Origin of the sequence: Ochrobactrum sp. S1502_03, from assembly GCF_044435015.1 — a bacterium.
GTDB lineage: Bacteria > Pseudomonadota > Alphaproteobacteria > Rhizobiales > Rhizobiaceae > Brucella > Brucella chromiisoli.
In genome coordinates this window covers 1-12,016 of sequence record NZ_JAYEXN010000008.1, presented here as the reverse complement: position 1 = coordinate 12,016, position 12,016 = coordinate 1, and the positions used below count along the sequence as shown (strand labels likewise).

Here is a 12,016-nt window from a genome sequence, read left to right as displayed (position 1 = left end):
GTCATTGTTTTTAGTCAAAGGCACGCAGCAGAGTAAGCAATTGCTCCACGCCTTCATTGCCCAGTTTGGCTTCGATTTCTTCCTGAGCCGCATCCCAAAGTGGTCCACCTTGTTTGACGAGATCGTGGCCGTGTTCGGTCAGCGTGATCTGGATTTCACGATGGTCTTCGCCGTGCGTCTGTTCAATCAAACCCATACGCTGCAGCACCTTTGCATTGCGGCCCATTGTTGAGCGGTCAAGGTCGGCAAGCCGTGCAAGCTCCGTTAATGAGATAGAGCTTGCACGTGCGATTTTTCGCAGCAAGCTGAACTGCGCGACATTGATGCCAAGCGGTGCCAGCGCCTTGTCATAAACGCCGGACGATTTTCTGGCTGCCTGACGCAGAAGAATGCAGAAACATGGATTCGACATAATGCGGGTATATACCCGTAAATAATTGCTGGCAAGTGCCTTTGGATATTGCCGTCATCTTCACACGGCGATGTGAGATGTTTCCTTGACCTCTTCCATTACAGCGTAAGTGTGGGATTCGCGCACACCTGGCAGGGATAGAAGTGCTTCTGATAAAAAGCGCCGATAGTGATCCATATCCGCGACACGTGCCTTGATCAGATAATCGAAGCCGCCGGCGACCATGTGGCATTCCATAATGTCGGGGTTGCTGCGCGTAAAGCTGGAGAAGGTTTCAAAAACTTCCGGGGTGGTGCGATCCAGTTTGATCTCAATAAAAACCAGCATTGAGCGATCGAGCATTTTGGGCGACAGGAGGGCTGAATAGCCCAGAATATAACCCTCGCGTGTCAGTCGTTTCACCCGTTCAGCGGTGGCCGTCTGCGAAAGATGAATGCGATCGGCAAGTTCAGTGTTGGTCAGGCGCCCGTTTTCCTGAAGCGCAGACAAAATGTTTTTGTCCATCACATCGAGATTTTTCATCTTGTCCCCATCGACCACCTGCATGGGTGGCTTCTTTGTTTGTTTGCAAATAATCTGCGTACGAAATGAATCTGAATTCCAGGCCGGGCGCAAGGCAAAATTTTTGAAGCATAGTTAAATTACGGCTGCACTACACGGTTTGGTAGAAGGCTACAGCGATAGTCTTGACAGTTGTAGGATGGTGCAAATCCATAGCAGTATGTGCGCGTACTGAAAGTGATACTGCACGCATAGCATTCAGGCTTTGCATAATGGCTTTGGGCAGGTGTTATACCCACGGCAGGCCGGAAAAGGTACTCCAGCCTTTAGCCAATTTGTCCGTGTCAAGGACAAGGGAGAATCCGGACTATTTAAAGAAGTCCGGATTTTCTGTTCGTGTTGCTGCTGAAACAGTCGGAACGCTTTTATTTGGTAAGGCACTAGCCGCGCTGATAGCGAAAGCGGCTGGTTTTGCGGTTTTAAATTTTCCAGTTGCAAGCGATGCAAGGGAAGGCTAACAGTATCGCCATGAACATTTCGCGCATTGACACAAAAATCTGGTGGTGGGCTCGCTAAAAGCGGCCACGCAGGCGTTTGTGCATTTGCGTTTCAGAAACAGGCCGCTGGGATTATCCGGGCGGCCTTTTTGTTTGGCTGTTTGAATAAGACCGGGTCTTGGAAGTGCTCGATAACGAATAACACTTGGGAATTGCCAGTCATGAATGCGAAGATTGCGGATAGCGAGATATTCACGCACGAGACAGCGGGCGGCATTGTTGTCGAACGTGTGCGCCATCTGACCGCTTATAAGGGGGCCATCGAGACTTATATCGATGCTCTGAATGAGCGGCGGGGCGCGGTCTTTTCTTCCAATTACGAATATCCGGGCCGCTACACGCGATGGGACACGGCAATTGTTGATCCGCCTGTGGTAATCACCTCACGCGCGCGCCAAATGCGGATTGAAGCGCTGAACAAGCGCGGCGTGATCTTGCTGCGCCCGATCCTCAAGACGGTGCAGGCACTTGGTGAAGTCAAGGTCGATAAGGCCGATGAAGATCGGATCGAGCTGACGATTGCTGAACCTACCGGCACATTCACCGAAGAAGAACGCTCCCGCATGCCATCGGTCTTTACTGTGCTGCGTGCGATTGTCGGCCTGTTCTTCTCCGAAGAGGATGCAAATCTCGGCCTTTATGGTGCGTTTGGTTACGATCTCGCATTCCAGTTCGATCCGATCCAGTACAAGCTGAAGCGCCCGGACGATCAGCGTGATCTGGTACTTTTCATCCCGGACGAAATCTTTGTGGCGGATCATTACTCGGCGCGCGCATGGGTGGATCGCTATGAATTTTCCTGTGGCGGTTCTTCAACGCATGATCTGGCGCGGGCGACGCCGGTGCAGCCCTTCAAGCCTGCCGAGCGTGATCTGCCGCGTGGCGATCACAATCCGGGCGAATATGCCAAGCTGGTTGAACGCGCGAAGGATAGCTTCAAGCGCGGTGATCTGTTTGAAGTGGTGCCGGGGCAGACTTTCTATGAGCGTTGCCACACAGCACCTTCGGAAATTTTCCGTCGTCTGAAGTCGATCAATCCATCGCCTTATTCATTTTTCATCAATCTGGGAGAGAATGAATATCTGGTCGGCGCTTCGCCGGAAATGTTTGTGCGCGTCAATGGTCGCCGCATTGAAACCTGCCCGATTTCCGGCACGATCAAGCGCGGTGAAGATGCGATTTCGGATTCTGAGCAGATTCTGAAACTGCTCAATTCCAAGAAAGACGAGTCCGAGCTGACCATGTGCTCGGATGTTGATCGCAACGACAAAAGCCGGGTTTGTGAGCCGGGTTCGGTGCGGGTAATCGGTCGTCGTCAGATCGAAATGTATTCGCGTCTGATCCACACGGTTGACCATATTGAAGGCCGTTTGCGTGATGGTATGGATGCTTTTGATGGCTTCCTCAGCCATGCCTGGGCTGTGACTGTGACCGGCGCGCCAAAGCTCTGGGCCATGCGTTTCCTTGAAGAAAACGAGCGCAGCCCGCGTGCATGGTATGGTGGTGCTGTCGGCATGATGCACTTTAACGGTGACATGAATACCGGCCTCACACTGCGCACAATCCGCATCAAGGAAGGTGTGGCCGAAATTCGTGCTGGTGCGACGCTGCTGTTTGATTCCAATCCTGAAGAGGAAGAAGCCGAAACCGAATTAAAGGCATCCGCGATGATCGCTGCTGTGCGTGAAGCGCAGAAGAGCAATCAGGTTGCAGAAGAGCGCGTGGCGGCAAAGGTGGGCGAGGGGATTTCGATCCTTCTGGTCGATCACGAAGATTCCTTCGTGCATACACTCGCGAATTACTTCCGCCAGACGGGTGCAACGGTTGCAACGGTGCGTTCGCCGGTCGCCGAAGAAGTGTTCGACCGCATCAATCCTGATCTTGTCGTGCTGTCGCCCGGACCGGGCACGCCACAGGATTTTGATTGCAAGGCAACCATCGACAAGGCGCGCAAGCGTCAGCTGCCGATTTTCGGTGTCTGCCTTGGCCTTCAGGCGCTGGCAGAAGCCTATGGCGGGACGCTGCGCCAGCTGCGCATTCCGATGCATGGCAAGCCATCGCGTATCCGGGTCTCAAAGCCTGAGCGCATCTTCTCTGGTCTGCCGAAGGAAGTGACTGTTGGTCGTTATCATTCGATCTTTGCCGACCCTGAACGTTTGCCAGATGATTTTCTGGTCACGGCGGAAACGGAAGACGGTGTCATCATGGCTTTTGAACATAAGAAAGAGCCGGTGGCGGCGGTCCAGTTCCATCCCGAATCCATCATGACGCTGGGTCATAATGCGGGGATGCGGATGATTGAAAATGTTGTCACGCATCTGGCAGGTAAGCATAAAGCGCGCCGCAGTAACTATTAAACCTGATTTTACGTGGCACCCAAAGGACCAGCCGTAGTGAAAACTGCGGCTGGTTTTTCGTTTATGGGTTTCAAAAATAACGTCTTTTCGGAACTGCTTTGGCGAACCATTTGCAACTGTAATGCCTTGCATTTGCAAGAGAAAATTTAATGCGAGAAGTGCAGAAGAGGGGTTCGATATTTGAACTATCTGGGTTATAGAACGGCTATTGAAATGCTGCTGACTGGCTCGGCCAGGGTGAATGCGCAATAGGCTGATTGGTTAGCCTGAACCCGCCTGGCGGGATAAGAATATAAGTATCTGAAGGTTCATGATGAACGCGAATGTAAAAGTTCGGCGGCTCGCCGCTTGGTCGATTCCTGTTGCGCTGGGCGTGATGGGGCTGAAATATCTGGCCTATGCGCTGACCGGCTCTGTGGCACTTTATTCGGATGCTCTGGAATCTATCGTCAATGTCATCGCGGCAGTTGGGGCGTGGTGGGCGATCAGTGTCAGTCATAAACCTGCGGACGGCAATCATCCTTTTGGACATCATAAGGCCGAGTATATCTCAGCGGTCGTCGAAGGTGTTCTGATCACGATCGCAGCACTTTTGATTGCCAAAGAAGCGTGGTCAGCATTGCAGGCGCCGCACCAGATGGAAGAGCCGTGGCTCGGCCTTGCGATTAATATGGGTGCTGCTGCGATAAATGCCTTCTGGGCCATGCTGCTCATTCGCACGGGCCGCAGTGCGCGTTCACCGGCGCTGGAAGCCGATGGCCAGCATATTATGACTGACGTGTTTACATCGGTCGGTGTTCTGATCGGCCTTGTTGGAGCCGTGGTCACAGGCTGGGCAATCCTTGATCCGTTGCTTGCCATTCTGGTTGCGATCAACATTCTCTGGCAGGGCTGGGGTGTCATCAATAAATCCATACAGGGCTTGATGGATATTGGTGTCGAGCCTGTGGAGGAAATGCGGATTCGCGATGTGATTTCGGCAAATGCCGGCGGTGCGATTGAGGTTCATGATCTCAAGACCCGCATTGCAGGCAGTGTGACCTTCATCGAATTTCATCTGGTTGTGGCCGCTGATATGAGTGTTGGCGACGCGCATATCATTTGCGACCGAATCGAAGATGCGTTGAAGGCACAGATCGACAGTGCGCGCGTCGTGATCCATGTTGAACCGGAGGACGAGGCGAAACTACCCATTGGCACGAGTTCAGTGCCTTTTGCTTAAATCTTTCAGCTGTTACCTATTTTTCACATAAAGAGCTGAAAGACCAAAACCTGCGCTGTGCATATCGGCGTAATGATGCGTGAAATTAAAGTAGTAAAACATGCCCGGCAGGGCTTCACTCGTTGTCCAGAATTTTGCGCCTTCGCCAAAGTCTGAAGCCGCAATATTTGGAAAAATTGCCGGGTTGACTTTTGAGCCGTCACAGGCTGCGCTTAAAAGCGTTTCCAGTTCTTCGCCGGATGGTAACCGCCAGCCAGCTCCCTTCGTCCGAGCAGCAGAAACTGCATCTGTCTGGGTCATCAAATCAGGTTGGCCTGTGCATCGTGCGAGCGCTTCGTTCCAGGCCATTCCGCTGGCGCAACGCTGCCAGATAAGGCCATTTTTGGTATCAAGAACGGTTTCATTCTTCACTTGCAGGGATGAAGCGCCTGAAACTGTGCAGGCTGCAAAAGCTGGTTGTGTGCAGAGTGCGAACACGGCAAGCGTGGGAATCAAAGTTAAGCGCATTTCAAGTTCCGTTCTTTAAAGGGCGGCGCATAGGCAGGCTTTGCGATGTTTTAGTGGCGGTTACCTGTAAAAAATAAAAGCTGATGGATTTTGTTTTTGCTTGCCGCAGTCTTGCACGTTTCAAACCTCACGTGTAAAAGCGTCTCCATGGTTATGAAGAACGCAACATCTTTGGAACATTACGCAGCCGCTTTGAGCGCGCGCGTAAATGTCTGCGTTCTAAACTCGCTTCTTACCCTCGGCCTTAGCGGCGATCGCCGGGCTCGTTGAAAGGAGCGTCCGGCGGTCGATTGAGGTCCCGCTGACGCATGCTCCTTTCTCAAAATCCGAATTTGAATTTTAAGACGAGATATCCGTGTCGTTACGACAGTGCAGAACTGTTCAGTACGCCGGGAGGATGAGATGACCATGAATCAGAATGCAAACACACTGAATCCCGCAGCGCAGCATAAAGGTATGCCAGACGCGGCTACTAAATATTCGCCGTTTCCTTACCCAAAGCTCGATGACCGTACTTGGCCGTCAAAGCGCATCGAGAAGGCACCAATCTGGTGTTCGGTTGATCTGCGCGATGGCAATCAGGCATTGGTTGACCCGATGGGTCATGATCGCAAGGAACGCATGTTCCGCCTGCTGGTCGATATGGGTTTCCCGGAAATCGAAATTGGCTTTCCATCGGCGTCGCAGACCGATTTCGACTTTTGCCGCTGGGCAATCGAGCAGGGCGATACGCCTGATGACGTTGACTTGCAGGTGCTTGTGCAGTGCCGTCCAGAATTGATTACGCGGACCTTTGAAGCACTGGAAGGTGCAAAAACGCCAATCATACACTTCTATAATTCGACCAGTGAATTGCAGCGTCGCGTCGTTTTCAACAAGGACGTCAAGGGCATCAAGCAGATTGCGACCGATGCCGCAAAGATGATCATGGATATGGCTGCGAAGGCGGGCGGTGGCTATCGCTTCCAGTATTCGCCGGAAAGCTTTACCGGCACCGAGCTGGAAGTGGCGCTGGAAATCTGCAATGCGGTGACAGAAATCGTCAAGCCGACTGCGGAAAACAAGCTGATCCTCAATCTGCCATCCACTGTCGAAATGAACACGCCAAATGTTTATGCCGACCAGATCGAATGGATGTGCCGTAATCTCGACAATCGCGAAAACCTGATCATTTCGCTGCATCCGCACAATGATCGTGGAACGGGTATCGCCGCAACTGAACTGGGCCTGATGGCGGGTGCTGATCGCGTTGAAGGCACGTTGTTTGGCAATGGCGAACGCACCGGCAATGTCGATGTGGTGACGCTGGCGCTGAATATGTATACGCAGGGCATTGATCCAATGCTGGATTGCACAGACATCAATCGTATGAAGGATGTCTACGAATATTCGAACCAGCTGAAGATCGCAGAGCGTCATCCTTATGTTGGCGAACTGGTTTACACTGCTTTCTCAGGCTCGCATCAGGATGCGATCAACAAGGGCATGAAGGTTCGCAAGACCGCCAATTCGCCAATCTGGGAAGTGCCTTATCTGCCAATTGATCCGCAGGATGTTGGCCGCTCCTATGAAGCGATCATCCGCATCAATTCGCAGTCAGGCAAGGGCGGTATCGCTTATATTCTACAGGCTGACTATGGTCTGAACCTGCCGCGCAATTTGCAGGTTGAGTTCCGTGAGATCATTCAGAACATCACGGATGATGAAGGCAAGGAACTGCCATCCAAGCGCATTCATGACGAGTTCCAGAAACTCTATGTTGAGCAGGCGGAGGGTCGTATCAAGTTCGTAGATCACCACACCTATCCTGATCCGGAACAGAAGGGTCGCCGCATCCTGACCGCCGAAATCACCGATAATGGCGTGACGAAGAATATCGAAGGCAAGGGCACAGGCCCAATTGACGGCTTTATTGATGCGCTGTCGAAATACCTCGGTGTGAAGATGTCGGTTGTCGATTATTCCGAGCACTCGCTCAAGCAGGGGTCTGATGCATCGGCAATTTCCTATGTTGAAATTGCCTATCCCGATGGAAAATTGTTCGGCGCTGGTATCAACGACAATATCGTGAGCGCTTCGCTTGAAGCGATTGTCTCGGCGGCCAATCGGGTGATTGGTAAGTGAGTTGAAAGAAAAGGCGGCTTTTATGCCGCCTTTTTTAGAGCGCATCCCGAAAAGTGTGAAACGGCTTTCGGACAAAGATGCGTGTTAAAATACGCTCTAATAGAGTTTGTCTTCAGAAATTTTGATGATGCGTTCGCTCTCATCTTCAATGCCGTGCTGTTCCCACTGGCATAGCCAGCCGCCTTGCGGCTTCCGATCAACAGCGAAGATGTTATAACGTGCGGGGGGCTTATGCCCGCCGAAATTCTGGCTGGCTGACGGCACACAGATAACCGGCACTTGTCCGGTCGGCCCATCGATATCATAGCGGGTTGCGAGATGTGTATGGCCATGAATGACCAGTTCGGCACCGTGCTTGCGAATGACATTCTGGAAACGACGGATGCCATAAAGCCGCTTATGCGTCGGCGTGGCGCCGCGGATGGGTGGATGGTGGATCATCACAACGCGAAAAAGTCCGCGTGCGCCTGCTTCATCAAGCGCCATGGCAAGGCGCTTGGCCTGCGCGGATTTAAAATCACCACTGGCCATGAAGGGAGCGGTCGCGCGTGCAGACGATACGCCGATTAGCGCCACTGGTCCGCGTTCGCGCATATAGGGAAACACGGGTCGCTTGCCGTGATTATGCACGCCATCGCCACGCATCCATGGCTCCCATTTGCGGCAGGATTTATCCAGCGCACCGGGCACATAGGCATCGTGGTTTCCCGGAACGACAGATACGTTGTCAGGGTCGCCCAGTTGCATGAGCCAGTCATGGGCGATGTCGATTTCCAGATTGAGCGCAAGGTTTACCAGATCGCCAGTGACCGCAATATGATCGGGATTTTGCGCCAGCATATCGGCAATCAGATTGTCCAGCACTGTGCCGTGCATCGCGTTTTTACGGTTACGCAGCCAGTTGATATAACCTGTGATACGTTTCGACGCCAATTCGCGATAGCGAATGCGGGGGAGAGGCGACAGATGGATGTCGGAAATATGGGCAAGACGAAACATATAATTGGTGTACTGTATTATTTTTTAAATCGAAACCGTGTTTAGCGACTTTTTGTTGATGACTTTGCTTCAATGATTTTATCAGGAATATTTGCTCAGGATCGACGGTATGCCCTTCCGCCATTTTTTATTTCATACCTATTTTTTGCTTACGCGCCCGATGACACTGGGTGTCAGGGCAGTTGTATTTGATGAGAAAAAAAACTCTGTTTTTTTGGTCAAGCATACTTACGTACCCGGCTGGCAATTGCCAGGCGGCGGCGTTGATCGTGGTGAGACATTTGCGCAGGCACTGGAAAAGGAGCTGCGTGAGGAAGGCAATATTTACCTCACCGGTCGACCGCAGCTTTTTGCGCTTTATAAAAACGCCCATGCTTCAAACCGAGATCATGTGGCGCTTTATGTTTGCCGTGCGTTCGAGCAGACGGAGCCTAAACAGCGAGACAGGGAGATCGCCGAGGCCGGTTTTTTTTCGTTGGATAATTTGCCTGAAGGCACAACGCCTTCAACCAAGCGTCGCTTGCAGGAAGCGCTGCATGATCTTGATCCTCTGCCACACTGGTAGGAGAAAGGGCGCTTTCGCGCCCTCCATTTGAGATATTAGAAGCGGTAGGTGATACCGGTGCCGATCAGCCATGGGTTGAGCTTGGCCTTGCCGCTGACCTGCGTGCCGCCTGCCAGAGTGGCGTCGAATTTTGGTTCAAGGAACAGCTTCTTCACGTCGAAGTTGATACCCCAATGCTCATTGAGCATGTAGTCGAAGCCGACCTGAAGCGCACCGCCAAAGGTGTTCTTGACCTTGAGATAATCAACGCCTGCGGCATCCTGATTGTAGAAGATTGTGTAGTTCACGCCTGCGCCAACATAGGGCTTGAACGCACCGAAGTTGGTGAAGTGATACTGCATGGTGAGCGTTGGAGGCAGCATCCAGACTTTGCCAATCTTGCCCAGACCTTCGATCGAACCCCTGCCGTTGATGTTGGCATAGGTGGTGCCAAGGATGAGTTCAGCAGCCAGATTGTCGGTGAAGTAATAGGTGATGTCGAGTTCAGGCGTGATCGACTTTGAGTAATCGAGACCGGAACCATCAACGCCGTTTACGTAACCCTTGTTTTCGGCGACCACACCAAGCGCACGCACGCGAATCTGCCATGGCGACAAAGCCTGTGGCACGGCAACGATTTCGGTCGCAGGCTGGGCCACAATCGCATCAGCAGCAAAAGCTGTGGGTGCTGTAAATGTCAGTGCTGTTGCTGCGAGGAGCCCTTTGGCAAAGCGGTTCATCAGTCTCTCCTAAAATTCTTAACCTGAAAGTCCTGGGTAGTGATGGCCGCAATCTGGACCACACAACAATGCGGCCCATTGATTTGGATCAATGGGCCGCTCTGGTTATGTGCAGCAGATGCTGTTTGGAGGGGACTGTTGCAGGAAAGTCTCAATTGTCGAAGCGGTTCCGGTCATGCGGTGCGGAGAAGTCGATTTGCGGGCCAGCAGGAACAATGCCGGTCGGGTTGATCGTCTTGTGGCTGCGATAATAATGGCCTTTGATGTGCTCCATATTCACGGTCGGGGCCACGCCCGTAACCTGATACAGGTCGCGCGTGTAATTGGAGAGATTTGGATAATCCGCAATGCGTCGCAGATTGCATTTGAAGTGCCCGACATAGACCGGATCAAAGCGCAATAGCGTGGTGAACAGACGCCAGTCGGCTTCTGTGAGGCTTGGGCCTGCCAGATAGCGCTGCTTCGAAAGTTTTTCCTCCAGCGCATCAAGCGCTGTGAAGACTTGTCCAAAGGCTTCTTCATAGGCTTCTTGTGAAGTCGCAAAGCCAGCCCGGTAAACACCGTTGTTGATGTTTGGATAGACAAACTCGTTAATGGCGTCGATCTCGCTGCGAAGGGCTTCTGGATAAAGATCAAGTGACGCATCGCCAAACGCATTGAAAGCCGAATTGAGCATTCTGATAATCTCAGATGACTCATTTGAAACAATCGTCTCGCGTTGCTTGTCCCAGAGGATAGGCACTGTCACACGGCCGGAATAGGTCGGATCGGCGCGGGTATAAATCTCATGCAGGCGCTTTGCGCCATAAAGCGTGTCGCCCGTGCTGCCGGTGGTGCCGTAGAAGGTCCAGCCTTCCTCGACCATGAGATAATCGACAGCCGAGATGGAGATGACATCTTCGAGCTTTTTCAAAGCACGGACGATCAGCGTGCGATGCGCCCATGGGCAGGCATAGGAGACATAGAGGTGATAGCGACCTGCTTCAGCCTTAAAGCCACCTTCGCCGGTTGGGCCTGCGCTGCCATCCTTTGTCACCCAGTTGCGAAACTGCGATTTTGAACGCTCAAAGCGGCCTTTTGTGCTTTCGGTGTCGTACCAGACATCGTGCCACTTGCCATCGACCAGAAGTCCCATGTGAATTCTCCTTTTGACAGGAAAATAGAGCGAAAACTGCCATTTTGCACCCGTCAAAGCCGTGAACAGTGCGTAACGGTGCCAAAAAGAGAAGTTAGTACCGCCAATTTGAAAGAAAATGTTTTACGACTGATCAATTTGGTGATAGGTGGGTTTCAAATTGCGGCACCCGTTGATGTTCCGCCGCTCAGGAGAGAAGTATGACCAGAATGCGTTTCATCCGACGATGAAATTGGGACTGTGCTTAAAACGCACGGAATGCATTCCATTGGCCTTTTGGCTGCCGACTTCTCTTCAGGCAATTTTACCCATGCAACAGCTTGAACTGACCTACGCGCAGGAAGACCCGGCGCACGACATTGAGATCGAAGATATGAATGCGGAAGCGTTCGGTCCCGGTCGTTTTACCCGTGCAGCGCACTTTATCCGGGAGGGTGGGCCTCACGACCAGAGCCTGTCGTTTGTCGCGCTGATGGGCGGCATTGTTATCGGATCGCTGCGTATGACACCTGTTGTCGTGGGGGAAACTCCGGCCTTGCTGCTGGGGCCACTTGCTGTGCGGCCGGACTGGAAAAAGCGCGGCATTGGCAGCGCATTGATGCGGATGTCATTGGAAGCTGCAAAGAATGCTGGCCACAAACTGGTCATTCTTGTTGGCGATGAGCCCTATTATGGACCATTTGGGTTTCATATGGTGCAGCCCGGTTCGATGATTATGCCTGCACCAGTCAATCCCCGGCGGATGCTCGCCTGCGAACTGGTACCGGGTGCACTCAATGGGGCAGACGGTGTCGTGCGTCACGCAAACAGAGCGTAAAGTGTTGGTTTTCACGCGGAACTGAGCCGGTTTTTTCACCGAGAATTGAGCCACCTTCGAGTATGTTTTTCAGATCATGGTTTGGTCAAGGGATTGGGTTT

11 protein-coding genes are annotated in these 12,016 nt (G+C 52.4%); 5 read left to right on the top strand and 6 right to left on the bottom strand.

Annotated elements, in window-relative coordinates; translation table 11 throughout:
- Positions 1 to 10: 10 nt before the first annotated feature.
- Positions 11 to 412 (bottom strand): MarR family winged helix-turn-helix transcriptional regulator, encoded by a 402-nt coding sequence (locus VBH83_RS08010; RefSeq protein ID WP_265985610.1) that lies wholly within the window; start codon positions 410 to 412, stop codon positions 11 to 13.
- A gap of 60 nt (positions 413 to 472) precedes the next feature.
- Positions 473 to 934, bottom strand: a complete 462-nt coding sequence (locus tag VBH83_RS08005; RefSeq protein ID WP_265985704.1) for an Lrp/AsnC ligand binding domain-containing protein — start codon at positions 932 to 934, stop codon at positions 473 to 475.
- Positions 935 to 1,631: 697 nt separating this feature from the next.
- On the opposite strand from VBH83_RS08005, the gene VBH83_RS08000 reads away from it, so the two are divergent.
- Positions 1,632 to 3,827 (top strand): anthranilate synthase component I, encoded by a 2,196-nt coding sequence (locus tag VBH83_RS08000; protein ID WP_265985606.1) that lies wholly within the window; start codon positions 1,632 to 1,634, stop codon positions 3,825 to 3,827.
- 313 nt (positions 3,828 to 4,140) lie between these two features.
- Positions 4,141 to 5,049, top strand: coding sequence for a cation diffusion facilitator family transporter (locus tag VBH83_RS07995; protein ID WP_265985703.1), 909 nt, complete (start codon positions 4,141 to 4,143; stop codon positions 5,047 to 5,049).
- Positions 5,050 to 5,061: 12 nt separating this feature from the next.
- Here VBH83_RS07995 and VBH83_RS07990 read toward each other — a convergent pair whose 3' ends face one another.
- Positions 5,062 to 5,556: a DUF1566 domain-containing protein gene (locus tag VBH83_RS07990; protein ID WP_265985602.1), complete on the bottom strand. Its 495-nt coding sequence runs from the start codon at positions 5,554 to 5,556 to the stop codon at positions 5,062 to 5,064.
- Positions 5,557 to 5,958: 402 nt separating this feature from the next.
- On the opposite strand from VBH83_RS07990, the gene leuA reads away from it, so the two are divergent.
- Positions 5,959 to 7,680, top strand: a complete 1,722-nt coding sequence (leuA, locus tag VBH83_RS07985) for a 2-isopropylmalate synthase (protein ID WP_265985599.1) — start codon at positions 5,959 to 5,961, stop codon at positions 7,678 to 7,680.
- A 96-nt stretch (positions 7,681 to 7,776) separates the two neighbouring features.
- Here the strand turns inward: leuA and VBH83_RS07980 are convergent, their stop codons facing one another.
- Positions 7,777 to 8,679, bottom strand: a complete 903-nt coding sequence (locus VBH83_RS07980; RefSeq protein WP_265985597.1) for a metallophosphoesterase — start codon at positions 8,677 to 8,679, stop codon at positions 7,777 to 7,779.
- A gap of 109 nt (positions 8,680 to 8,788) precedes the next feature.
- On the opposite strand from VBH83_RS07980, the gene VBH83_RS07975 reads away from it, so the two are divergent.
- Complete coding sequence (locus tag VBH83_RS07975) at positions 8,789 to 9,244, top strand: NUDIX domain-containing protein (protein WP_265985595.1); 456 nt, start codon at positions 8,789 to 8,791, stop codon at positions 9,242 to 9,244.
- A gap of 35 nt (positions 9,245 to 9,279) precedes the next feature.
- Here VBH83_RS07975 and VBH83_RS07970 read toward each other — a convergent pair whose 3' ends face one another.
- A complete protein-coding gene (locus VBH83_RS07970; RefSeq protein WP_396997089.1) occupies positions 9,280 to 9,963 on the bottom strand; it encodes an OmpW family protein in 684 nt (227 codons plus the stop codon).
- Between the two features lie 151 nt (positions 9,964 to 10,114).
- On the bottom strand, positions 10,115 to 11,098 hold the full coding sequence (locus VBH83_RS07965; RefSeq protein WP_396997087.1) for a glutathione S-transferase family protein: 984 nt from the start codon (positions 11,096 to 11,098) through the stop codon (positions 10,115 to 10,117).
- A gap of 310 nt (positions 11,099 to 11,408) precedes the next feature.
- Here VBH83_RS07965 and VBH83_RS07960 point away from each other — a divergent pair, with 310 nt between their 5' ends.
- Positions 11,409 to 11,915 carry a GNAT family N-acetyltransferase gene (locus tag VBH83_RS07960; RefSeq protein WP_396997085.1) on the top strand — a complete coding sequence of 169 codons (507 nt, stop codon included), beginning with the start codon at positions 11,409 to 11,411 and terminating at the stop codon, positions 11,913 to 11,915.
- Positions 11,916 to 12,016 lie beyond the last annotated feature (101 nt).

Bases quoted from the DNA above. Each gene is read 5' to 3' on its own strand.
- VBH83_RS08010 (WP_265985610.1), bottom strand. From the start codon at position 412: ATGTCGAATCCATGTTTCTGCATTCTTCTGCGTCAGGCAGCCAGAAAA.
- VBH83_RS08005 (WP_265985704.1), bottom strand. From the start codon at position 934: ATGAAAAATCTCGATGTGATGGACAAAAACATTTTGTCTGCGCTTCAG.
- VBH83_RS08000 (WP_265985606.1), top strand. From the start codon at position 1,632: ATGAATGCGAAGATTGCGGATAGCGAGATATTCACGCACGAGACAGCG.
- VBH83_RS07995 (WP_265985703.1), top strand. From the start codon at position 4,141: ATGAACGCGAATGTAAAAGTTCGGCGGCTCGCCGCTTGGTCGATTCCT.
- VBH83_RS07990 (WP_265985602.1), bottom strand. From the start codon at position 5,556: ATGCGCTTAACTTTGATTCCCACGCTTGCCGTGTTCGCACTCTGCACA.
- leuA (WP_265985599.1), top strand. From the start codon at position 5,959: ATGACCATGAATCAGAATGCAAACACACTGAATCCCGCAGCGCAGCAT.
- VBH83_RS07980 (WP_265985597.1), bottom strand. From the start codon at position 8,679: ATGTTTCGTCTTGCCCATATTTCCGACATCCATCTGTCGCCTCTCCCC.
- VBH83_RS07975 (WP_265985595.1), top strand. From the start codon at position 8,789: ATGCCCTTCCGCCATTTTTTATTTCATACCTATTTTTTGCTTACGCGC.
- VBH83_RS07970 (WP_396997089.1), bottom strand. From the start codon at position 9,963: ATGAACCGCTTTGCCAAAGGGCTCCTCGCAGCAACAGCACTGACATTT.
- VBH83_RS07965 (WP_396997087.1), bottom strand. From the start codon at position 11,098: ATGGGACTTCTGGTCGATGGCAAGTGGCACGATGTCTGGTACGACACC.
- VBH83_RS07960 (WP_396997085.1), top strand. From the start codon at position 11,409: ATGCAACAGCTTGAACTGACCTACGCGCAGGAAGACCCGGCGCACGAC.